The organism is Mycobacterium tuberculosis complex sp. N0072 (assembly GCF_030323725.1).
Classification (GTDB): Bacteria; Actinomycetota; Actinomycetes; order Mycobacteriales; family Mycobacteriaceae; genus Mycobacterium; species Mycobacterium tuberculosis.
The window spans coordinates 1927519-1950804 of the sequence record NZ_CP040689.1; the positions used below are offsets into that span (position 1 = coordinate 1927519).

The following is a 23286-nucleotide window of genomic DNA, read 5'->3' on the forward strand; positions in this document are numbered from 1 at the left end:
TACGGCGCGCCTCCACGCACCTGCCCAGCTTCACCGCCAGAATCCCCCCATGAGGATGTCAGCGCTTCTGTCCCGTAACACCTCCCGGCCGGGCCTGATCGGCATCGCCCGGGTCGACCGGAATATCGACCGATTGCTGCGTAGGGTCTGTCCCGGCGACATTGTGGTTCTCGACGTCCTGGATCTGGACCGCATCACCGCCGATGCACTGGTGGAAGCGGAGATCGCCGCCGTGGTAAACGCATCGTCGTCTGTCTCGGGCCGCTATCCGAACCTCGGTCCAGAGGTGTTGGTCACCAACGGTGTCACGCTGATCGACGAGACCGGACCGGAGATTTTCAAAAAGGTCAAAGACGGTGCCAAGGTTCGCTTGTATGAAGGCGGGGTGTACGCCGGCGACCGCCGGCTGATCCGCGGTACCGAGCGTACGGATCATGACATCGCCGACCTGATGCGGGAGGCCAAGAGCGGGTTGGTCGCCCACTTGGAGGCGTTCGCCGGCAACACAATTGAGTTCATCCGCAGTGAAAGCCCGCTATTGATCGACGGCATCGGGATTCCCGATGTCGACGTCGATCTGCGGCGTCGGCACGTGGTGATCGTCGCCGACGAACCCAGCGGACCCGATGACCTGAAGTCCCTCAAGCCGTTCATCAAGGAGTACCAACCGGTGCTGGTTGGTGTGGGCACCGGCGCGGACGTGTTGCGCAAGGCGGGGTATCGCCCGCAGCTCATCGTCGGCGACCCTGACCAAATCAGCACCGAGGTGCTCAAGTGCGGTGCCCAGGTGGTGTTGCCCGCCGACGCCGATGGACACGCGCCGGGCCTGGAGCGAATCCAGGATCTCGGTGTCGGCGCCATGACATTCCCGGCCGCGGGCTCGGCGACGGATCTGGCCTTGTTGCTGGCCGACCATCATGGCGCGGCGCTACTCGTCACCGCCGGCCACGCTGCCAACATCGAGACGTTCTTCGACCGCACGCGTGTGCAAAGCAACCCTTCGACCTTCCTCACCAGACTCCGGGTAGGGGAGAAGTTGGTGGACGCCAAGGCGGTGGCCACGCTCTACCGCAACCACATCTCGGGCGGCGCCATCGCATTGCTGGCACTGACCATGCTGATCGCCATCATCGTGGCACTGTGGGTATCCCGCACCGACGGCGTGGTCCTGCATTGGATCATCGACTACTGGAACCGATTCTCACTTTGGGTGCAGCACTTGGTCTCCTAGGTTTTCTTGGACGGTGGGTTCATGATCTCGTTGCGTCAACATGCGGTCTCACTGGCTGCGGTCTTCCTGGCGCTGGCCATGGGCGTAGTGTTGGGTTCCGGCTTTTTCTCCGATACTTTGCTGTCCAGCTTGCGTAGCGAGAAGCGGGACCTCTACACGCAGATCGACCGACTCACCGATCAGCGGGATGCACTTCGCGAAAAGCTCAGCGCGGCAGACAATTTCGATATCCAAGTAGGCAGCCGAATAGTGCACGACGCGCTAGTCGGCAAGTCGGTGGTCATCTTCCGCACCCCGGATGCCCACGACGACGATATCGCTGCGGTGTCGAAGATCGTGGGACAGGCCGGCGGTGCGGTCACCGCAACGGTCTCATTGACCCAGGAGTTCGTCGAAGCCAACTCCGCCGAGAAACTGCGCTCAGTGGTGAACTCGTCCATTCTGCCGGCCGGTAGCCAGTTGAGCACCAAACTCGTTGACCAAGGTTCCCAAGCCGGCGACCTGCTCGGCATCGCCTTGCTGAGCAACGCCGACCCGGCGGCGCCGACTGTCGAGCAGGCGCAGCGGGACACTGTGCTGGCGGCACTGCGCGAAACCGGCTTCATCACCTATCAGCCCCGCGACCGCATTGGGACGGCAAACGCCACGGTGGTGGTCACCGGCGGAGCGCTCTCTACAGACGCCGGCAACCAGGGGGTCAGCGTGGCTCGGTTCGCCGCGGCGCTGGCGCCGCGCGGGTCTGGCACGCTGCTTGCCGGCCGGGACGGTTCGGCGAACCGACCCGCCGCCGTCGCCGTGACCCGCGCCGATGCCGACATGGCGGCCGAAATCAGCACCGTTGACGACATCGACGCCGAGCCCGGACGAATCACCGTGATCCTTGCCCTGCATGACCTGATCAACGGAGGCCACGTGGGGCACTACGGCACCGGTCACGGGGCGATGTCAGTCACGGTTTCCCAGTAGGCCCGCGTTAGGGCGTGTTCCCCGCGGTGAGGCGCCGTGGATGTTAGGGTGGGTTTCCGTGGGTCGGCAGGCCCAGCAAGGCCAGAGAAATCTTGGCAGCGTCAAGAACAGCCCTGCCCGTCTTCACGGAGGTCGCTCAGTGCGAAAGCACCCGCAAACCGCTACCAAGCACCTCTTCGTCAGCGGCGGCGTTGCTTCCTCGCTCGGCAAGGGACTGACCGCCAGCAGCCTAGGACAATTGTTGACGGCTCGTGGGTTACACGTCACGATGCAAAAGCTCGACCCGTACCTCAACATCGACCCGGGTACCATGAACCCGTTCCAGCACGGCGAGGTCTTCGTGACCGAGGACGGTGCCGAAACCGATCTCGACGTCGGCCACTACGAACGGTTCCTCGATCGCAATTTGCCCGGCTCAGCGAATGTGACTACCGGGCAGGTGTATTCAACGGTGATCGCGAAGGAGCGCCGCGGCGAATACCTGGGCGACACCGTGCAGGTGATCCCCCATATCACCGACGAGATAAAACGGCGCATCCTGGCGATGGCCCAACCGGACGCCGACGGTAACCGCCCGGACGTGGTCATCACCGAAATCGGGGGCACTGTCGGCGATATCGAGTCACAGCCCTTCCTGGAGGCAGCGCGGCAAGTCCGGCACTATCTCGGCCGGGAGGACGTGTTTTTTCTGCACGTGTCGCTGGTGCCCTACCTGGCGCCGTCGGGTGAGCTCAAAACCAAGCCAACACAGCACTCGGTGGCCGCACTGCGCAGCATTGGGATTACCCCGGACGCGTTGATCCTGCGCTGCGACCGCGACGTTCCCGAAGCGCTGAAAAACAAGATTGCGTTGATGTGTGACGTCGATATCGACGGCGTTATCTCCACCCCGGACGCGCCCTCCATCTACGACATACCCAAGGTATTGCACCGCGAGGAGCTCGATGCGTTCGTGGTGCGCCGACTCAATCTGCCGTTCCGCGACGTCGATTGGACCGAATGGGACGACCTGCTGCGCCGGGTTCACGAACCACATGAGACAGTGCGAATTGCTTTGGTGGGCAAGTACGTCGAATTATCCGACGCTTACCTCTCGGTTGCCGAGGCATTGCGTGCCGGCGGATTCAAGCACCGGGCCAAGGTCGAGATCTGTTGGGTGGCATCCGACGGTTGTGAAACGACCAGTGGTGCCGCGGCGGCGCTCGGCGATGTGCATGGGGTGCTCATTCCGGGCGGATTCGGCATCAGGGGCATCGAGGGCAAGATCGGCGCCATTGCATACGCGCGGGCGCGCGGGTTGCCGGTGTTGGGGCTGTGCCTCGGTTTGCAGTGCATTGTGATCGAGGCCGCGCGATCGGTCGGTCTCACCAACGCCAATTCGGCCGAATTTGATCCCGACACACCAGATCCCGTTATCGCCACGATGCCCGATCAAGAAGAAATCGTGGCCGGCGAGGCGGATCTGGGCGGTACCATGCGTCTCGGGTCCTACCCCGCCGTGTTGGAGCCGGATTCGGTTGTTGCCCAGGCATACCAAACTACCCAGGTGTCCGAGCGGCATCGCCACCGGTACGAGGTCAACAACGCGTACCGAGACAAGATCGCCGAAAGCGGCCTGAGGTTTTCCGGGACGTCACCTGACGGACACTTGGTAGAGTTCGTCGAGTATCCGCCGGATCGGCATCCGTTCGTTGTCGGCACCCAGGCCCACCCCGAGTTGAAGAGCCGACCCACCCGGCCGCACCCACTGTTTGTCGCATTCGTCGGGGCAGCCATCGATTACAAGGCGGGTGAGTTGCTGCCTGTCGAGATCCCCGAGATCCCCGAGCACACACCCAACGGTAGCTCCCATCGGGACGGCGTGGGCCAGCCGCTACCGGAACCTGCGTCTCGTGGCTGAGCATGATTTCGAGACGATATCGTCGGAAACCTTGCATACGGGAGCCATTTTCGCATTACGTCGGGACCAGGTGCGGATGCCTGGTGGGGGTATTGTGACGCGTGAGGTCGTCGAGCACTTCGGTGCCGTAGCCATTGTGGCGATGGACGACAACGGCAACATCCCGATGGTTTATCAGTACCGCCACACCTATGGTCGGCGGCTTTGGGAACTGCCCGCGGGGTTGCTCGACGTCGCTGGGGAGCCACCTCATCTCACGGCCGCCCGGGAGCTGCGGGAGGAGGTCGGGCTGCAAGCCAGCACCTGGCAGGTGCTGGTCGATCTGGACACCGCGCCGGGCTTCAGCGACGAATCGGTGCGGGTCTATCTGGCCACCGGACTGCGCGAGGTGGGCCGGCCCGAAGCCCATCACGAAGAAGCCGACATGACGATGGGGTGGTATCCCATTGCCGAAGCGGCTCGCCGGGTGCTGCGTGGCGAAATCGTCAATTCCATTGCCATTGCCGGTGTTTTGGCCGTGCACGCGGTGACGACCGGGTTCGCCCAGCCACGCCCACTCGATACCGAATGGATCGACAGGCCAACGGCGTTCGCCGCGCGGAGAGCCGAGCGATGAAGACGCTGGCACTGCAATTGCAGGGCTACCTCGACCATCTGACGATCGAACGAGGTGTCGCGGCAAACACATTGAGCTCCTACCGACGTGATCTGCGCCGCTACTCCAAGCACCTGGAAGAACGAGGGATTACCGATCTGGCCAAGGTCGGCGAGCACGACGTCAGCGAGTTCCTGGTGGCATTGCGGCGCGGGGATCCTGATTCCGGCACGGCGGCGTTGTCCGCGGTGTCGGCGGCACGGGCGCTGATCGCGGTGCGCGGGCTGCATCGCTTCGCTGCCGCAGAAGGGCTGGCCGAACTGGACGTGGCGCGCGCCGTCCGGCCACCGACGCCGAGCCGGCGATTGCCTAAGAGCCTGACAATCGACGAGGTGCTATCGCTGCTCGAAGGTGCGGGCGGCGATAAACCGTCCGACGGCCCGCTGACGCTGCGAAACCGTGCGGTGCTGGAACTGCTGTACTCGACCGGGGCGCGGATCTCCGAGGCCGTCGGCCTTGACCTCGACGACATCGACACCCACGCCAGATCGGTGTTGTTGCGCGGCAAGGGTGGTAAGCAGCGGCTGGTTCCGGTGGGACGCCCGGCAGTGCACGCGCTGGACGCCTATCTGGTGCGGGGACGGCCCGACTTAGCGCGGCGGGGCCGCGGAACGGCGGCGATCTTTCTCAACGCGCGCGGCGGCCGGTTGTCACGGCAAAGCGCGTGGCAGGTTCTGCAGGACGCGGCCGAGCGTGCCGGCATCACCGCCGGTGTTTCGCCGCATATGTTGAGGCATTCGTTCGCCACGCATCTGCTGGAGGGTGGCGCCGATGTCCGGGTGGTGCAGGAATTGCTGGGGCACGCCTCGGTGACCACGACGCAGATCTATACCCTGGTCACCGTCCATGCACTGCGCGAGGTGTGGGCGGGAGCTCACCCGCGGGCACGCTAAGCGATGACCGTCACTAGCGGTAGCGGTTGCTGGTCACTTGGCTCGCCCGCGACACAGAGGTTGCGCCTCTCGCTCATGGATCGTCTTCGTCGCTGTCGTGCAGGAGTTTTTCGGGGTGAAAGTAACTGTTGGTGCGGGGTTGTCCATGGTCGAGGTGGGCTGGGGGAAGCCATTCGGTGGTGCCGTCTTTGCGTTTGCGGGTGATCCAGCCCCCGGTGGTGGCCAGTTGGTGGTGGGGGCCGCAGCCCTGGGTGAGTTCGTTGATGTCGGTTTCTTGGCATTGGGCGAAGTCCGTCACATGATGCACCTCGGTGAGATAGCCCGGTACGTCGCAGTTGGGGAACGAGCAGCCGCGGTCCTTGGCGTAGAGGACGATTCGCTGTCCGGGTGAGGCTAGCCGCTTGGTGTGATAGAGGGCCAGCTCGCGGCCGTGGTCGAAGATACGTAGGTAGTGGTTGGCGTGGCTGGCCAGCCGGATCACGTCGCTCATGGGCAGCAGGGTGCCGCCGCCGGTCAGCGCGTGGCCGGCGCGTGATTGCAGTTCGGTCAGGCTGGTGGACACGATGATGGCCGCGGGTAGCCCGTTGTGTTGGCCCAGCTCCCCCGAGCACAGCAGGGCCCGCAGCGCGGCCAGCAGGCCGTCGTGGTGGCGTTGGCCGGCGCTGCGGGTGTCGGCCTCGATCGCGGCCTGTGACGGGGTGCCGGCCAGGCAGGGGGTGTCATCGGCGGGGTTGGCCATGCCGGGGGCGGCCAGCTTGGCCAACACGGCGTCGACGGTGGCGCGGGCTTCGGGGGTCAGGTAGCCGCTGATCGCCGACATGCCGTCGGGGCCTTGGTTGCCCAGGATGATGCTGCGGCGGCGGGCGCGGTCGGTGTCGTTGTAGTTGCCGTCGGGGTTCAAACAGTCGGCGAGTTTGGTGGCTAGTTTGTGTAGTTGGTCGGGGCGAAACCGGCCGCCTAGGGTGGCCAGCTCGGCTTCGGCTTTCTCCCGGGTGGGTAGGTCCACATGGTGGGGTAGCTGGTGCAGGAAGCAGCGGATGACCTGCACGTGGGCGGGGCCGAGGTGGCCGGCGCGTTGGGCGGCGGCGGTGGCGGTCAGCAACGGGGGCAGGGGTTGGCCGGTTAGCGTGCGGCGTGGGCCCAGGTCGGCGGCTTCATGGATGCGTCGGGATGCTTCGCCGCGGCTGATGTGTAGCCGTTCGGCCAGGGCGAAGGGTAGTTTGCCGCCCAGTTCGGTTTGGTCGGTTTGGTCGGCGAGTTTGTTGATGAAGGGGTGTTCGGCGGCGGGTAGGCGCCGACGGATCTTTTCGCAGCGCTGCAGCATTGCCAGGCATTCCGGGATGGTCAGGTCGTCAGGGGAGACCTTCAGGACCCGGTTAAGGGCGGTGTCGAGGTTGTCGAACGCGGCGACGGCCTCCTCCCGGCTACTCGAATACATGTTCGAATACTATCACGGTTAGCCGGCCGATGCCATGCTGATTGTGGGTTAATCCAATGTGGTGCAGTTGAATTCAGGAGCATCGCCAGCCGCGAGGCCACGCCTATTCGGCGAGCATAATGGTCGGCTCGGAGACATCCAGCAACATGAGGCGATGAAGACATCACGTGCGATGGGTGGTCACGGTGGGCAGCTCTGACGCGCTGTTTCGCGTAGTCGACGGCGTGCAGGTAGCCCCGGCCTTGACACGTTCCGGCCCGCTCAAGCGAGTAGTCCGCGGATGTCGTCGACGGTGGGTACGGAGCCGAAGGCGTTGCCGTCGTCGACGACGCTGGCGAATAGGTTTGAGGTCCAGCCCGAAGCCGCGGGCTTGAGGCTGATGAGGAAAACCGGCGCGTTGCGCTCGTTGAACTGCTGGATCACATTGGGGCGTCATCGAGGTCGATCGACGGATACATCAGGGAATGCATGGCCGCACCGTATCGACTCGGTCTGACAGCCATCCGCAGCCACACCGCAACCGCACGCGATGACCAATCGACGACTAACCGTCGACTAACCCAGGTATTCGGACTCCAATACCAAGTCGGGCACCAGGGTCTGGTATTCGAGGTGCGTCTTGTGCTCAATGGTGTTCCATGACATGCCTTGTTGCCGGCGCATATATGCACGGTACTTCGGCGCGCCGGGCACCCTGACATTGTCGGCAACCACGATCGAGCCCGGGTGCAACCAGCCCCGGTCTAGGATGCTCTGCAGATCGGGCAGGTAAGCCTTCTTGTCATGGTCGAGGAACACAAAATCGAGTGTGCCAGTTGCGAATCCGTGCTCGGTTAGCGCGTCCAGGGTGCGCCCACCGTCGCCGATGGTGCCGACCACGCACACCACCCTGTCATCGACGCCGGCATGCGCCCATATTCGCCGGGCGTTGCTGGCGTTGGCTTCGGCGAGTTCGACGGAGTACACCCTGGCCTCCGGAGCGGCCCGGGCGATCCGCAGCGCGCCGTAGCCGAGGTAGGTGCCCAACTCCAGCGCCAATGCCGGGTCGGCGCGCCGAACCGCCGCGTCGAGCAGCGTCCCTTTCTCGTCACCGACGTTGATGAGCATCGACTTCTCATAGGCGAACTTGTCGATGGTGGCCAGCACGTCGTCGATGTTGCCGGCCCCGGCGTGGGCGAGGACATAGTCGACGGCCGCCGCTTCGCGTCCATCACCGATCTGGCCCGTCGTGGTGATATTGCGGATCCCGGCCGCCATCCGCCAGACCGACCACCGCAACGGGGCAATGCGCGCTTTGCGAATCATCGCTCGCTAGCTTACGCACAGATTTCGCGGACCTGCGGGCACCTGGTTCACCTGCTGACACTGGCTCGACGACGACCGCACTTCGGAGTTTGGGCCGCGCGTGGATTTTCATTGCAAGCCTGGCCATACCGCGGCCGAGCTGCTGACGAACCCCGACGACCTGGCAGTGAAAACCAAAGCTGCGGCGGCTCTGCCGGCGCTGGGTGACGAGCCAACCCACGGCGAGCAGCACGAACCATAGCGGGAACCACGCCAACGCGGTTGCGGTTTCGGTTTCGGTGGTAAGTGTCCAGATCACGAACGCGAAAAACACCAGCACGGCCCAGCACATCACCACGCCACCGGGCATCTTGTACACCGAGTCGGTGTGACGCTGTGGGTGTCGGCGACGGTAGACGAGGTAGCTGATGATGATCATTGCCCACACAAACATGAACAGCAGGGATGAGACCGTCGTGACGAGTGTGAACGCCCCAATCACCGACCGACCGGCATAGAGCAGCGGGATGGAGGTCAGCAGTAGCGGAGCCGTCAGCAGCAGGGCGGGTGCGGGCACGCCGCCGCGATTGAGTTGGTGGAAAGCGGCCGGAGCGTGGCCTTCGTCGGCGAGGCCGAAAAGCATTCGCCCGGTGGAGAAGAAGCCGGAGTTCGCTGACGAGGCCGCTGCGGTGACCACGACGAAGTTGACGACCGACGCCGCAGCGGCAAGTCCGGCTAGGGAGAACATCGTCACAAACGGGGACTCGCCACTGGCGAACTGCCGCCACGGCACGACGGCCAGGATCGCCAGCAGGGCACCGATGTAGAACACCGCGACCCGCAACGGCACGGCATTGATCGCGCGGGGAAGGGTGCGGCGCGGGTCCGCTGTCTCAGCCGCGGCGGTGCCAACGAGCTCCACACCGATGTATGCGAAAAACGCGATCTGAAAGCCACTGACCACGCCCAGGAAACCCGTTGGGAAGAACCCGTTGTCGTTCCACAGGTTCTCGATGGTCGCGTGCACACCATGAGGGGAGACGAAGTTGGTTGCCACCAGGATCGCGCCGACGGCGATGAGGCACACGATGGCAGCGACCTTGATCAATGCGAACCAAAACTCCAGCTCCCCGAAGTGGCGGACGCTGAACAAATTGACAGCGAGAATCAGGGCGACCGTGACCAGGGCCGGGACCCAGATTGGCAAGCCGGGCCACCAAAACCTGGCATAGCCGGTGATCGCGACGAGGTCTGCGATCCCGGTGACCACCCATGCGAACCAGTACGACCACCCCACGAAAAAGCCCGCCGCCGGGCCCAGGAGGTCGGCGGCGAAGTCAACGAACGACTTGTAGTTCAGGTTCGACAGCAGCAGCTCGCCCATCGCGCGCAACACAAAAAACACAAAAAACCCAATGATCCCGTAGACCACCATGACCGCCGGACCGGCGAGCGAGATCGTTCGCCCAGATCCCATGAATAGGCCGGTGCCGATCGCGCCTCCAATCGCGATCAACTGAATATGGCGGTTGGCAAGGTCCCGACGCAGGTGCGGCTGGGTGTCTGTCGGGTCGGCAGCCGCGATATCGTCCGGCATATATGGCGTCCTCAAGTTCTGGGGTAGGGAAGGCCTCGCGTTATCCGGCAAACGGCGGCCGGGACATCACCGTAACCCGGAACCCGTAGCGGGGACCCGCACCCCCCGTACCGGTGCCCGAACCGGCTAGCGGCATGCCGCCCAACAGGTTTCCCGCCGCACCGGCCTCCGGTTGCTCGACGATATCGCTGACCAGGGGTGCGGAGGCCGAACCCACGGTCGGGGCTAGGCTCGGACTGGCCCCTGCCCAGTTGGGCGGCACCGATAACTTGCCGATGGTGGCCGCGTTGCCTAGACCCGCGGATACGGGTCCGGTACCGCCAACCGCGGCGCCGACGGCCGCCGGCGCCGCGGCGGCAGCTTCGGCGGCCTCGGGACCGATCCATCCCAGCGCCCGCCACGATGTAATAAGGCTGTTGCCAATACCAATGGCGAAATATGGCAAACCCACGGTGTTGTAAAACAGCTGTGATATCGGCAGATACCAGTTGATGAACCATTCCAGCCACCCCGGGGTCGCGGCGGCGGTCAACGCGGACGACAGGGGCGAGGTGAGGCCCAGCAGCGTGTTGGGCAAGTGGGCGATCAGCTCCGCTATTGCGCTCTGCGCCGCGCCGGCTGAGGTGCCGGCGGCTTTGGCGACTGCGGACAACTGCGTCGCCGCGGCGGATGGGCTGGTGGTGTTCGGCGGCGGGGCAAACGGCGTCACTTTGGTCGCGGTCGCCGAGGAGCCCGCGTAACCGTACATGGCCATGGCGTCTTGGGCCCACATTTCAGCGTATTGAGCTTCGGTGGCCGCGATTGATGCGGTGTTTTGACCGAACACGTTATGCGTGACCAGCGACGTGAGCCGCGCGCGATTGGCCGCGATCAGCGGCGGGGGCACAATGGCGGCAAACGCGGTTTCGTAAGCGGCCGCCGCCGCACGCGCCTGACTGGCTGCCTGCTCAGCTTGGATGGCGGTGGCTCGCATCCACGCCACATACGGGGCGACCGCTTCGACCATCAACGTCGACGCCGGACCCAGCCATTCTTCGGTTTGCAGCGTCGTGATCACCCGCTCGTAGCCGACGGCGGCCACACTGAGCTCGGCGGCCAGCCCGTTCCACGCGGACGCTGCGGCAACCATCGGTGCCGAGCCCGGGCCGCAATACATGCGCCCGGAGTTCACCTCCGGTGGCAACGCCCCAAAATCCATCGCTATGAACTCCTTACCTCGTCACGGGTTTTCGGTGGGCTATCCGACGTTCGGCCGGTCAGCCATCACGGTGAGTCGTCTTCCATATCGGCGTCCCATATGGGCGGCGCGACTCCTGCCCGGAGTCGGTGCCCCCCGGAGTAGGACCGATGTTTCAGCCGCCTCGGCGGCGCTGCGAATACCGGGAATCGATCGCGCGACGGTTTGCGCCTGGGGCGTGGCGGGCGGTGCGGACCAGCCCGGCGGCACCGACATCGGTCCGATCTTGGCGGCCAGAGTCGCGCTCGCCGCCACCGGTCCAGCTCCCAGCTGCGACCACGCCGACCATCCAGCGGCTCCACCCGCGCCGGCCGCTGCCTCGGCCGCACCGGCTTCTGCCAATGCGGTGCTCCACAACATCCCGCCGACGAACTGCAGAGCATTCAGCGTTAACCCACCGCTGTCGTAAATGAACCCTTCGGCAGTGGCGAGGGCGCCCAGGAACATCATCCAGTATTTCTGTATGTCGCTCCATGGAATCGCCGCGGCCCAGCTGTGCTGCCCCCGCAGCGCGGCCACCGCTGTTGCGTGGCCGACGAGGCCGGTCGCGTTGGTGGTTTGCGGCGGTGGTGCGAACGGAGTCAAAACCGTGGCGGGTGCCGCGGCGCTGGCATAGCCGTACATCGCGGCGGCGTCTTGGGCCCACATCTCGGCGTATTGGGACTCGGTGGTGGCGATCGCCGGCGTGTTTTGCCCGAACCAGTTGGTATCGACGAGCGTCATCAACAAGGTCCGGTTGGCCGCGATCGCCGGCGGGGGCACCGTCATGGCGAAGGCGGCTTCAAAGGCCGCTGCGGCCGCCCTAGCCTGCATCGCGGCCTGTTCGGCTAGCGTCGCGGTGGTACTCAGCCAGCCGACAAAGGGCAGGACGGCGGCCACCATCGAATCCGATGCCGGCCCCGACCACCACCGCATGTTTGTCAGCTCCGAGATCGCCGCACCGTAGCCAGTCGCTGCCGACGACAACTCTGCGGCCAGCCCGTCCCAGGCCGCCGCGGCAGCCATCAGTGGCCCGGATCCCGGACCGCTATACATACGACCCGAATTGATCTCGGGAGGTAACGCCCCAAAGTTGGACAGGGAATGCCCGGCGATGCCGTCAGCAACGGCGGTGACCCCAACAAGGCAGCAGGCGACGCTGCCCGGGGGGACATGCCCCTGGTTGACCGGGACATCGAGGGTCATCGAAAACCGCCTCGTTATGGGTGGGCTGGCTCGACACCGTCGTCGATACGATAGCTATGACTAGGGCAACAGTGACCTAGCACGTTAATCTCCATAAGAGATCTTCTGCAAAAAAGGTTTCGGCCGTGTGACGCGCGTGTTAATACCCCATAGGGGTATAATCGTTACTGTTGGCAACGTCTGGCGTCCTGGCTCGGGCGACACACCGTCCCGATACATGTCAGCAACCGGGTCGATCGTGGTGAATGCACAGGCGGGCAAGGCGAATGCCGATGCGACCCCGACGAAGTAAGAGGGTACGTAATCGATACACCATGGGGACATTTGCCCTCCATGGCCTCACCCATCGCCTACCGTCGGCCTCGTTGCAGACGACGGCTGCCCGCCACCCGGATGTGACGCAATTCTCAATGCCTGGGCACTACCGATAACGCCGACCTGCCGCAGCTCGCGCATGTGGACGCTGAAAGCCCGGAAGGAGCACACCGGCATATCCGGCAAGCCCACCGCACGGACCGATCGCCATGGCTCTACTCGGTCCGGAGATTCTGAGCTACAAGCTAGTGCGCGGCGTTTTTCTCGATTGCCGGATCGCTGTGGCGCTCAGGGCGTTACGTGAAAGGTTCGGCAGCGGTGCTGCCCAGCCTGGCCGGTGGCGAACACGGTCAACATGGTGAGGCCCTGCGGCACCCGAAATGCGGTGAGCAGAACGACGTTTGGTGCCATCGCGGATAGCAGCCAGCCAAGCTTGAACGCTGCGAGCGAGCCCATGTAGAGCGTTTGGTACCAAACCGATCGGTGGGCCAACTTGCCATGGGCTCACAGCGGCTATCGCGAGCGTGTAGCCGATCATCGTCCAGGCGACGGTGGCCTGAGCGGCAGGGGTTGCCTTATTCATCCTCTTGCGGCATGGTTGCCGCAGGGAGTGCCGGTAAGTCTGGTCGGCAACCTGGCCCGCTGCGGGTTGGGTTCGGATTCGCTCGGCTAGTAAGGTGCTCGCCTGGTGTTACAACGAATCGCTAGAGAGCTCTTATCGGGAGTGGCCGTCGCGATCGTTGCGCTGCCGCTGGCGATCGCGTTCGGCATTACCGCCACCGGAACGTCCCAAGGTGCGCTCATCGGGCTCTACGGCGCCATCTTCGCCGGATTCTTCGCGGCCGTGTTCGGTGGGACACCCGGACAGGTGACGGGCCCCACCGGCCCCATCACCGTCGTCGCTACCGCAACCATCGCCGAACACGGACTCGAGGGTGCCTTCTTCGCGTTTATCCTCGCCGGCGTCTTTCAGATCCTGTTCGGGGCGTGCCGGCTCGGTTCACTCATCCGCTACGTGCCCCACCCCGTGATCTCTGGATTCATGGGGGGAATCGCGATCCTCATCATCATGACCCAGCTGGATCAGGTGCGCAGCAGCTCCCTGCTCGTGTTGGTAACGGTCGTCCTGCTGCTGGCTAGCGGCCGGTTTATCAAAGCGATTCCACCGAGCCTGCTCGTCCTGGTTCTGGTCAGCTCGGTGCTGCCGCTCGCGGCGCCATGGCTGCGCGACCTGCGCGCTGGGCCGGTCTCGATCAACAGGACGGTCGACTACATCGGCGAGATCCCACAGGCCATGCCGTCTTTCGACTTCCCGCAAGTCGCCAATTCGACGATGCTGCAGGTGCTGCTGTCGGCGGTGGCCATCGCGCTGTTGGGATCCCTCGATTCACTGCTGACGTCGCTGGTCATGGACAACATCAGGGGCACCCGGCACCGGAGCAACAAAGAACTGATCGGCCAGGGGATTGGAAATATCGCCGCCGGGCTCTTCGGCGGGCTGGCCGGTGCCGGCGCGACCGTCCGATCGGTGGTGAACGTCAGAAATGGTGGTCAGACCGCCCTGTCGGCGGCCACTCACAGTGTCGTTTTGTTCGTTTTCGTTGCCGGGCTTGGTGCCGTGGTGCAGTACATCCCGCTCGCCGTGCTGTCGGGGATACTGATATTGGTTGCCGTCGGCATGTTCGACTGGCACGCCATGCGCAAAGCGCATGTGTCACCCAGGGGCGACGTCATCGTCATGTTCACGACGATGATCATCACCGTCGTCGTCGACCTCACCATCGCGGTGATGGTCGGAATCGCCCTCTCGCTGCTGGTCCATAGGCTCCGATCCCGGCAACGCAAAGCCAAGGTCACCCAGGACGACACCGGCACCTATCGCATCGACGGTCCGTTGTCGTTCCTGTCCGTCGACGGTGTATTTGGCTCCCTGCGCGACGGTCGTGAGGACGTGTCGCTGGACCTCCAGCACGTCACCTACCTCGACACCTCTGGTGCCCGGGCCCTGCTGTATTTCATCGACCACTCCGAGAAGGACGGCGTCGCGGTAAGCATCAAGCGGATCCCCCCACGCCTCGAAAGCCAACTCACCGCACTCGCCGACAACGAGCAACGTGACAAGCTGAGAACCGTCCTCGAATCCGCCTGACGCATTGGCTGGTTGATTTGCCTGCGGGTCTCCCGGGCCAGGCGTCGGTAGCCGTTAGACTTTCCTGCGATGTCCCCCCTGACGCCCGTCACCACGAGCCACGACCGGGTATGACCGACCACCCCGACACCGGCAACGGGATCGGCCTCACCGGACGGCCACCACGGGCAATCCCTGACCCCACGCCGCGCAGCTCGCACGGCCCGGCCAAGGTCATCGCGATGTGCAACCAGAAGGGTGGCGTCGGGAAGACGACGTCGACGATTAACCTGGGTGCCGCGCTCGGTGAGTATGGCCGGCGGGTGCTGCTGGTGGATATGGATCCGCAAGGAGCGCTGTCCGCGGGCCTGGGCGTGCCGCACTACGAGCTGGACAAGACCATCCACAACGTGCTGGTGGAGCCCCGGGTGTCGATCGACGACGTGCTGATCCACTCCCGGGTGAAAAACATGGATCTGGTCCCCAGCAATATCGATCTGTCCGCGGCGGAGATCCAACTGGTCAACGAGGTGGGTCGCGAGCAGACGTTGGCCCGGGCGCTGTACCCGGTGCTGGACCGCTACGACTATGTGCTGATCGACTGCCAGCCGTCGCTGGGCCTGCTCACCGTCAACGGGCTGGCCTGCACGGACGGCGTGATAATTCCGACCGAGTGCGAGTTCTTCTCGCTGCGCGGCCTGGCATTGCTCACCGACACCGTCGATAAGGTGCGCGACCGGCTTAATCCGAAGCTGGATATCAGCGGAATCCTGATCACCCGCTACGATCCGCGGACCGTCAACTCGCGAGAGGTCATGGCCCGTGTCGTGGAACGGTTCGGTGACTTAGTGTTTGACACCGTGATCACCCGCACGGTTCGTTTCCCGGAGACCAGCGTCGCAGGCGAACCCATTACCACCTGGGCGCCGAAGTCGGCGGGTGCCCTGGCCTACCGTGCGCTGGCTCGCGAGTTGATCGACCGATTTGGCATGTGAACGGCCTTCAGAACAGCCTGGCGAACGGTGGGACGGCACCCGAGAACGGCTACTCGGCTGGTTTTCGGGTCCGGCTGACCAACTTCGAGGGCCCGTTCGACCTGCTGCTGCAGCTGATCTTTGCGCACCAACTCGACGTCACCGAAGTGGCGTTGCACCAGGTCACCGACGACTTCATCGCCTACACCAAAGCGATCGGCGCTCGGCTGGAACTAGAGGAGACCACAGCGTTCCTGGTGATCGCCGCAACCTTGCTCGATCTCAAAGCAGCCCGGCTCCTGCCAGCCGGACAGGTCGACGACGAGGAAGACCTCGCGCTTCTGGAGGTACGCGACCTGCTGTTTGCCCGGCTGCTGCAATACCGGGCGTTTAAGCACGTCGCAGAGATGTTCGCCGAACTGGAGGCCACCGCGCTGCGCAGCTATCCACGGGCGGTGTCGTTGGAGGACGGGTTCGTCGGTCTGCTTCCCGAGGTAATGCTCGGCGTTGACGCTCACCGGTTCGCCGAAATCGCTGCGATCGCATTAACCCCGCGGCCAGCCCCGACGGTGGCCACCGAGCACCTGCACGAGTTGATGGTCTCGGTTCCCGAGCAGGCCGAACACTTGCTGGCGATGCTGAAAGCGCGGGGCAGCGGCCAGTGGGCGTCATTTTCGGAGCTGGTCGCCGACTGCACGGCGCCCATCGAGATCGTGGGGCGCTTCCTGGCGCTGCTCGAACTGTATCGGACCCGGGCGGTAGCATTCGAGCAGTCAGAGCCGCTTGGCGCGCTCCAGGTTTCGTGGACCGGTGACGATGCAGAGCGCAGCGATGAGAAGGAGCGGCGCTTGTGACCGAACATATGCCCGAACACGATCCGAGCTATGGCATCCCGGATATCGCTGAGCCCGCGGAGCTGGATGCCGACGAGCTTAAGCGTGTGCTAGAGGCGCTGCTGTTGGTGATCGACACCCCAGTGACAGCCGACGCGTTGGCCGCGGCCACCGAACAGCCGGTCTACCGGGTTGCGGCAAAGCTACAGTTGATGGCCGACGAGCTCACCGGGCGTGACAGCGGCATCGACCTGCGCCACACGAGCGAGGGTTGGCGGATGTACACCCGCGCCCGATTCGCGCCCTATGTCGAGAAGCTGTTGCTGGACGGCGCGCGAACCAAGCTCACCCGGGCCGCGCTGGAGACCCTGGCCGTGGTGGCCTACCGCCAGCCGGTCACACGAGCGCGGGTTAGTGCGGTGCGCGGGGTCAACGTGGACGCCGTGATGCGTACGCTGTTGGCCCGCGGCCTGATCACCGAGGTTGGTACCGACGCCGATACCGGCGCGGTGACGTTCGCCACCACCGAGCTCTTCCTGGAGCGCTTGGGATTGACGTCGCTGTCGGAGCTGCCCGATATCGCACCGCTGCTTCCCGACGTCGACACAATTGACGACCTGAGCGAATCCCTGGACAGTGAGCCACGTTTCATCAAACTCACCGGTGAGCTGGCGTCCGAGCAGACGCTGTCGTTCGACGTGGACCGTGATTGATGGCCGAGCCGGAAGAGTCCCGGGAGCCCCGGGGCATCCGCCTGCAGAAAGTGTTGTCTCAGGCTGGAATCGCGTCGAGGCGAGCCGCCGAGAAGATGATCGTCGACGGCCGCGTCGAAGTGGACGGGCACGTGGTGACCGAGTTGGGTACTCGGGTCGACCCTCAGGTCGCGGTGGTCCGTGTCGACGGGGCCAGGGTGGTGCTCGACGACTCGCTGGTGTACTTGGCGCTGAATAAGCCGCGCGGCATGCACTCGACCATGTCCGACGATCGCGGCCGCCCGTGCATCGGCGACTTGATCGAACGAAAGGTCCGGGGCACCAAGAAGCTTTTTCATGTCGGACGCCTAGACGCGGACACCGAGGGACTGATGCTGCTGACCAATGACGGCGAGTTGGCGCACCGGTTGATGCATCCCTCCCATGAGGTGCCCAAGACGTATCTGGCGACGGTGACGGGGTCGGTGCCGCGTGGGCTGGGCCGAACGCTGCGAGCGGGAATCGAATTGGACGACGGACCGGCGTTCGTCGACGATTTCGCGGTAGTGGATGCGATCCCCGGCAAGACGTTGGTGCGGGTAACGCTGCATGAGGGACGCAATCGCATTGTGCGCCGACTGCTGGCGGCCGCCGGCTTCCCGGTGGAGGCATTGGTGCGTACCGATATCGGCGCGGTGTCACTGGGAAAGCAACGCCCGGGCAGCGTTCGGGCCTTGCGGTCGAACGAGATCGGGCAACTGTACCAAGCGGTGGGCCTGTGAGTCGCCTAAGCGCAGCGGTAGTCGCGATCGACGGGCCGGCCGGCACCGGAAAATCCTCGGTGTCAAGGCGATTAGCGCGCGAGCTGGGCGCACGCTTTCTGGACACCGGGGCAATGTATCGGATCGTGACGTTGGCGGTGCTGCGTGCCGGTGCTGATCCGTCCGATATCGCTGCCGTCGAGACGATTGCGTCGACGGTGCAGATGTCGTTAGGCTACGATCCCGACGGAGACAGCTGTTACCTTGCCGGAGAAGACGTTTCGGTTGAGATACGCGGTGACGCGGTCACCCGTGCGGTCTCCGCGGTGTCGTCGGTGCCGGCCGTACGCACCCGGCTGGTCGAGCTGCAGCGAACAATGGCTGAGGGCCCGGGCAGCATCGTCGTGGAGGGCCGCGACATCGGAACCGTGGTGTTTCCGGATGCGCCGGTGAAAATCTTCTTGACCGCCTCGGCCGAAACGCGGGCCCGGCGGCGCAACGCCCAAAACGTCGCGGCGGGTTTGGCCGACGACTATGACGGGGTATTGGCCGATGTGCGCCGGCGCGACCACCTCGATTCCACCCGGGCGGTGTCACCGCTGCAAGCCGCCGGTGATGCCGTCATCGTGGACACCAGCGATATGACCGAGGCCGAGGTGGTCGCCCATCTGTTGGAGCTGGTCACGCGGCGAAGTGAGGCAGTGCGGTGACCCAGGACGGCACGTTGGTGGACGAAAGCGATTGGCAACTAGACGATTCGGAGATCGCGGAGTCCGGAGCGGCGCCTGTGGTGGCGGTAGTCGGCCGGCCCAATGTCGGCAAGTCCACCCTGGTCAACCGGATCCTGGGCCGCCGCGAGGCGGTGGTGCAGGATATTCCCGGCGTGACGCGTGACCGGGTCTGCTACGACGCGCTGTGGACCGGACGCCGGTTCGTCGTACAGGACACCGGCGGATGGGAGCCCAATGCCAAGGGCCTGCAGCGGTTGGTGGCCGAGCAGGCCTCGGTGGCCATGCGCACCGCGGATGCGGTGATCCTGGTGGTCGACGCCGGTGTCGGTGCCACCGCCGCCGACGAGGCCGCGGCCCGTATCCTGTTGCGATCCGGCAAGCCGGTGTTCTTGGCCGCCAACAAGGTCGACAGCGAAAAAGGCGAATCCGACGCCGCGGCGTTGTGGTCGCTGGGCCTGGGTGAGCCGCATGCGATCAGCGCGATGCACGGTCGGGGGGTGGCCGACCTGCTCGACGGGGTGCTCGCCGCGCTGCCCGAGGTGGGGGAGTCCGCGTCGGCGAGCGGCGGTCCTCGCCGGGTGGCGCTGGTCGGTAAGCCGAACGTCGGCAAGAGCTCCCTGCTGAACAAACTCGCGGGTGATCAGCGATCGGTGGTCCATGAGGCGGCGGGCACCACCGTCGACCCGGTGGATTCGCTGATCGAGTTGGGCGGTGACGTCTGGCGGTTCGTCGACACCGCGGGATTGCGGCGCAAGGTCGGCCAGGCCAGTGGGCATGAGTTCTACGCCTCGGTGCGCACGCACGCCGCCATCGACTCCGCCGAAGTGGCCATCGTCCTGATCGACGCGTCGCAGCCGCTCACCGAACAGGACTTGCGAGTGATATCGATGGTCATCGAGGCCGGACGGGCGCTAGTCCTGGCCTACAACAAGTGGGACCTGGTCGACGAGGACCGGCGCGAGCTGCTTCAGCGCGAGATCGACCGAGAGCTGGTGCAGGTGCGCTGGGCGCAACGGGTCAACATCTCCGCCAAGACGGGCCGGGCGGTGCACAAGCTGGTGCCGGCCATGGAGGATGCGCTGGCGTCATGGGACACCAGGATCGCGACCGGCCCGCTGAACACCTGGCTCACAGAGGTGACGGCGGCCACACCGCCGCCGGTGCGCGGCGGCAAGCAGCCACGCATCTTGTTCGCGACCCAGGCCACCGCGCGGCCACCGACGTTCGTGTTGTTCACCACGGGTTTTTTGGAGGCCGGCTATCGGCGGTTCTTGGAGCGGCGGCTGCGTGAGACGTTCGGGTTTGACGGCAGCCCGATCCGGGTCAACGTGCGGGTGCGAGAGAAGCGGGCCGGCAAGCGCCGCTGAGCGCACCTCGAACGTGTGACCCGGGTAACCGGGGATGGACAGCGAGGCCGGTTCTGCTGTCCCATAATGCGGCTATGTTCAGCTGCATTACGGGATTTAGGTGTTGACACCCGAGCGCTCGGCGCTTACGCTTTCTCGTATAACGGGTGATAAGTACCGTATTGCGGGAGTAGGTGGAGGAAATGGCGCTGGCTCAGCAGGTGCCGAACCTGGGTCTGGCGCGCTTCAGCGTGCAGGACAAGTCGATCCTGATCACCGGCGCGACCGGTTCGTTGGGCCGAGTTGCCGCCCGGGCGCTGGCCGACGCGGGAGCGCGGCTGACACTGGCCGGCGGCAACTCGGCCGGTCTGGCCGAGCTGGTCAACGGCGCCGGCATCGACGACGCCGCCGTCGTGACCTGCCGGCCGGACAGCCTGGCCGATGCCCAGCAGATGGTCGAGGCGGCACTGGGCCGATATGGCCGTTTGGACGGAGTGTTGGTGGCCTCGGGCAGCAACCATGTGGCGCCCATTACCGAGATGGCCGTCGAGGACTTCGACGCTGTGATGGACGCGAACGTGCGGGGTGCCTGGCTGGTGTGTCGGGCGGCCGGACGGGTGCTGCTCGAGCAGGGTCAGGGCGGCAGCGTGGTGCTGGTGTCGTCCGTTCGCGGCGGGTTGGGCAATGCCGCCGGTTACAGCGCGTACTGCCCGTCGAAGGCGGGCACCGATCTGTTGGCCAAGACATTGGCGGCCGAATGGGGCGGTCACGGCATTCGGGTGAACGCGCTGGCGCCGACGGTGTTTCGGTCCGCGGTGACCGAGTGGATGTTCACCGACGATCCGAAGGGCCGGGCCACCCGGGAGGCGATGCTCGCCCGGATCCCGTTGCGCCGCTTCGCCGAACCGGAAGACTTCGTCGGCGCCCTGATCTATCTGCTCAGCGACGCCTCGAGCTTCTACACCGGCCAGGTGATGTATCTGGACGGCGGGTACACCGCATGCTGACCTCGCACGGGTTCTCCCGTGCCGCCGTCGTGGGTGCCGGGCTGATGGGCCGGCGCATCGCCGGCGTGCTGGCCTCGGCGGGCCTGGATGTCGCCATCACCGACACCAACGCTGAGATTCTCCACGCCGCAGCGGTGGAGGCCGCCCGGGTAGCCGGTGCTGGCCGTGGCTCGGTGGCCGCGGCAGCCGACCTAGCCGCGGCGATACCAGACGCCGACCTGGTGATTGAGGCCGTCGTCGAAAACCTGGCCGTCAAGCAGGAACTCTTCGAACGGCTGGCGACACTCGCGCCCGACGCGGTGCTGGCCACCAACACCTCGGTGCTGCCGATCGGCGCTGTCACCGAACGGGTCGAGGACGGCAGCCGAGTGATCGGGACACACTTTTGGAACCCGCCGGATCTTATCCCGGTGGTCGAGGTGGTGCCCAGCGCGCGCACCGCCCCAGATACGGCGGATCGCGTCGTGGCGCTGCTGACCCAAGTCGGCAAGCTGCCGGTGCGGGTCGGGCGCGACGTGCCGGGTTTCATCGGCAACCGGCTGCAGCACGCGCTGTGGCGCGAGGCGATCGCGCTGGTCGCCGAGGGTGTCTGCGACCCGAAGACGGTAGATCTCGTGGTACGCAACACCATTGGGCTGCGACTGGCCACCTTGGGGCCGCTGGAAAACGCCGACTACATCGGGTTGGACCTCACCCTGGCCATCCACGACGCGGTGATCCCGAGCCTCAACCACGACCCGCACCCCAGCCCGCTGCTGCGGGAACTGGTCGCCGCCGGGCAACTCGGGGCGCGTACCGGTCACGGCTTTCTGGACTGGCCCGCAGGAGCCCGCGAGGCCACCACCGCCCGACTTGCCCAGCACATCGCCGCGCAACTCCAAGCCAACGAAAAAGGAAGGGGGACATAGCCATGACGTTCGCCTGGCCCCTCGGTGCCGCCGAATCGACGTTGGAGTTCTACGACCTGTCCCACCCCTGGGGACACGGCGCGCCGGCCTGGCCGTACTTCGAGGACGTGCAGATCGAACGACTCCACGGCATGGCCAAGAGTCGTGTGTTGACCCAAAAGATCACCACCGTCATGCATTCCGGCACCCACATCGACGCGCCGGCGCACGTGGTGGAAGGAACACCGTTTCTGGACGAGATCCCGCTGAGCGCCTTCTTCGGCACCGGCGTCGTCGTCTCGATCCCGAAGGGCAAATGGGGGATGGTCACCGCCGAGGATCTGCAAAACGCTACCCCCGACATCCGGCCCGGTGACATCGTCGTCGTCAACACCGGCTGGCACCACAAATACGCCGACAGCGCCGAGTACTACGCCTATTCCCCGGGCTTCGACAAGAAAGCGGGCGAGTGGTTTGCGGCCAAAGGCGTCAAGGCGGTCGGCACCGACACCCAGGCCCTGGACCATCCGCTGGCCACGGCCATCGCCCCGCACGGTCCCGCGGAGGCACAGGGCGGCCTATTGCCGTGGGCGGTACGCGAATACGAGGCGCAGACCGGCCGCAAGGTGCTCGACGACTTCCCGGACTGGGAACCGTGCCATCGGGCGATCCTGTCGCAGGGCATCTACGGCTTTGAAAACGTCGGCGGTGACCTGGACAAGGTCACCGGCAAGCGCGTCACTTTCGCGGCGTTCCCGTGGCGCTGGGTGGGTGGCGACGGCTGCATCGTGCGGCTGGTGGCGATCGTCGACCCCACCGGGAGCTATCGCATCGAGACCGGAAAGGCGGCCTGATGAAACTGACACGAGCGTCGCAGGCCCCCAGGTATGTGGCGCCGGCGCATCACGAGGTGTCCACCATGCGGTTGCAGGGCCGCGAGGCGGGGCGCACCGAGCGATTCTGGGTGGGGCTGTCGGTCTATCGGCCCGGCGGGACGGCCGAGCCGGCGCCGACCCGGGAGGAGACCGTCTACGTCGTGCTCGACGGCGAGCTGGTGGTCACCGTCGACGGCGCCGAAACCGTGTTGGGCTGGCTCGACAGCGTGCACCTCGCCAAAGGCGAACTGCGATCGATACACAACCGCACGGATCGTCAGGCGCTGCTGCTGGTGACCGTCGCGCACCCGGTTGCCGAGGTGGCGTGATGAGCTGCACCGGCGACGATGC

The 23286-nt window shown here is 65.2% G+C and carries 23 protein-coding genes; 16 read left to right on the forward strand and 7 right to left on the reverse strand.

The features are described from left to right. Window positions 1–49: 49 nt before the first annotated feature. The 5 genes from steA (at window position 50) to xerD (ending at window position 5645) form a co-directional block, all read left to right on the forward strand. Entirely contained in the window at window positions 50–1231 is a 1182-nt protein-coding gene (gene steA / locus FF952_RS08985; RefSeq protein ID WP_003408387.1) for a putative cytokinetic ring protein SteA, read from the forward strand. Between the two features lie 21 nt (window positions 1232–1252). Continuing rightward, window positions 1253–2197, forward strand: coding sequence for a copper transporter MctB (gene mctB / locus FF952_RS08990; protein WP_003408390.1), 945 nt, complete (start codon window positions 1253–1255; stop codon window positions 2195–2197). Between the two features lie 139 nt (window positions 2198–2336). Continuing rightward, the gene (pyrG, locus tag FF952_RS08995; RefSeq protein WP_003903572.1) at window positions 2337–4097 is read left to right on the forward strand and encodes a CTP synthase; all 1761 of its coding nucleotides are present in this window, start codon (window positions 2337–2339) and stop codon (window positions 4095–4097) included. Further along, complete coding sequence (locus FF952_RS09000; RefSeq protein ID WP_003408399.1) at window positions 4090–4713, forward strand: ADP-ribose diphosphatase; 624 nt, start codon at window positions 4090–4092, stop codon at window positions 4711–4713. Before pyrG ends, FF952_RS09000 begins: the two co-directional genes overlap by 8 nt. After that, window positions 4710–5645, forward strand: coding sequence for a site-specific tyrosine recombinase XerD (gene xerD, locus FF952_RS09005; RefSeq protein ID WP_003408401.1), 936 nt, complete (start codon window positions 4710–4712; stop codon window positions 5643–5645). Before FF952_RS09000 ends, xerD begins: the two co-directional genes overlap by 4 nt. Before the next feature lie 73 nt (window positions 5646–5718). On the opposite strand, the gene FF952_RS09010 is transcribed toward xerD, so the two are convergent. The 7 genes from FF952_RS09010 to FF952_RS09040 form a co-directional block, all read right to left on the reverse strand. Beyond that, on the reverse strand, window positions 5719–7083 hold the full coding sequence (locus FF952_RS09010; RefSeq protein ID WP_003898977.1) for an HNH endonuclease signature motif containing protein: 1365 nt from the start codon (window positions 7081–7083) through the stop codon (window positions 5719–5721). Window positions 7084–7344: 261 nt separating this feature from the next. Next, on the reverse strand, window positions 7345–7506 hold the full coding sequence (locus FF952_RS09015; protein ID WP_009939761.1) for a hypothetical protein: 162 nt from the start codon (window positions 7504–7506) through the stop codon (window positions 7345–7347). 132 nt (window positions 7507–7638) lie between these two features. After that, the gene (locus FF952_RS09020) at window positions 7639–8388 is read right to left on the reverse strand and encodes an O-methyltransferase (protein WP_014848103.1); all 750 of its coding nucleotides are present in this window, start codon (window positions 8386–8388) and stop codon (window positions 7639–7641) included. Then, window positions 8294–9964, reverse strand: a complete 1671-nt coding sequence (locus tag FF952_RS09025) for an amino acid permease (RefSeq protein ID WP_003408413.1) — start codon at window positions 9962–9964, stop codon at window positions 8294–8296. The genes FF952_RS09020 and FF952_RS09025 overlap by 95 nt, the downstream gene beginning before the upstream one ends. A gap of 40 nt (window positions 9965–10004) precedes the next feature. Next, window positions 10005–11162 (reverse strand): PPE family protein, encoded by a 1158-nt coding sequence (locus tag FF952_RS09030; protein ID WP_003408416.1) that lies wholly within the window; start codon window positions 11160–11162, stop codon window positions 10005–10007. Window positions 11163–11201: 39 nt separating this feature from the next. Next, window positions 11202–12236, reverse strand: a complete 1035-nt coding sequence (locus FF952_RS09035; RefSeq protein ID WP_003918302.1) for a PPE family protein — start codon at window positions 12234–12236, stop codon at window positions 11202–11204. Between the two features lie 753 nt (window positions 12237–12989). Then, entirely contained in the window at window positions 12990–13157 is a 168-nt protein-coding gene (locus FF952_RS09040) for a hypothetical protein (protein ID WP_003408420.1), read from the reverse strand. Window positions 13158–13389: 232 nt separating this feature from the next. On the opposite strand from FF952_RS09040, the gene FF952_RS09045 reads away from it, so the two are divergent. From FF952_RS09045 to FF952_RS09095, 11 genes are all read left to right on the forward strand, one after another. Continuing rightward, complete coding sequence (locus FF952_RS09045; RefSeq protein ID WP_003408423.1) at window positions 13390–14850, forward strand: SulP family inorganic anion transporter; 1461 nt, start codon at window positions 13390–13392, stop codon at window positions 14848–14850. A gap of 110 nt (window positions 14851–14960) precedes the next feature. Then, on the forward strand, window positions 14961–15824 hold the full coding sequence (locus FF952_RS09050; protein WP_031652244.1) for a ParA family protein: 864 nt from the start codon (window positions 14961–14963) through the stop codon (window positions 15822–15824). Then, the gene (locus tag FF952_RS09055) at window positions 15821–16657 is read left to right on the forward strand and encodes a segregation/condensation protein A (protein WP_003408432.1); all 837 of its coding nucleotides are present in this window, start codon (window positions 15821–15823) and stop codon (window positions 16655–16657) included. Before FF952_RS09050 ends, FF952_RS09055 begins: the two co-directional genes overlap by 4 nt. Then, entirely contained in the window at window positions 16654–17349 is a 696-nt protein-coding gene (scpB, locus tag FF952_RS09060; protein ID WP_003408436.1) for an SMC-Scp complex subunit ScpB, read from the forward strand. The genes FF952_RS09055 and scpB overlap by 4 nt, the downstream gene beginning before the upstream one ends. Further along, window positions 17346–18110, forward strand: a complete 765-nt coding sequence (locus FF952_RS09065; protein WP_003408439.1) for a pseudouridine synthase — start codon at window positions 17346–17348, stop codon at window positions 18108–18110. The genes scpB and FF952_RS09065 overlap by 4 nt, the downstream gene beginning before the upstream one ends. Further along, a complete protein-coding gene (gene cmk / locus FF952_RS09070; RefSeq protein WP_003408441.1) occupies window positions 18107–18799 on the forward strand; it encodes a (d)CMP kinase in 693 nt (230 codons plus the stop codon). Before FF952_RS09065 ends, cmk begins: the two co-directional genes overlap by 4 nt. Continuing rightward, window positions 18796–20187 carry a ribosome biogenesis GTPase Der gene (gene der, locus FF952_RS09075; protein ID WP_003904683.1) on the forward strand — a complete coding sequence of 464 codons (1392 nt, stop codon included), beginning with the start codon at window positions 18796–18798 and terminating at the stop codon, window positions 20185–20187. The genes cmk and der overlap by 4 nt, the downstream gene beginning before the upstream one ends. 173 nt (window positions 20188–20360) lie before the next feature. After that, window positions 20361–21173, forward strand: coding sequence for an SDR family NAD(P)-dependent oxidoreductase (locus tag FF952_RS09080; protein ID WP_003408444.1), 813 nt, complete (start codon window positions 20361–20363; stop codon window positions 21171–21173). After that, on the forward strand, window positions 21167–22081 hold the full coding sequence (locus tag FF952_RS09085; RefSeq protein ID WP_003898985.1) for a 3-hydroxyacyl-CoA dehydrogenase family protein: 915 nt from the start codon (window positions 21167–21169) through the stop codon (window positions 22079–22081). The genes FF952_RS09080 and FF952_RS09085 overlap by 7 nt, the downstream gene beginning before the upstream one ends. Window positions 22082–22083: 2 nt before the next feature. Then, window positions 22084–22914, forward strand: a complete 831-nt coding sequence (locus FF952_RS09090; protein WP_003408448.1) for a cyclase family protein — start codon at window positions 22084–22086, stop codon at window positions 22912–22914. Then, window positions 22914–23264, forward strand: a complete 351-nt coding sequence (locus FF952_RS09095) for a beta-D-galactosidase (protein ID WP_003898986.1) — start codon at window positions 22914–22916, stop codon at window positions 23262–23264. The genes FF952_RS09090 and FF952_RS09095 overlap by 1 nt, the downstream gene beginning before the upstream one ends. Window positions 23265–23286 lie beyond the last annotated feature (22 nt).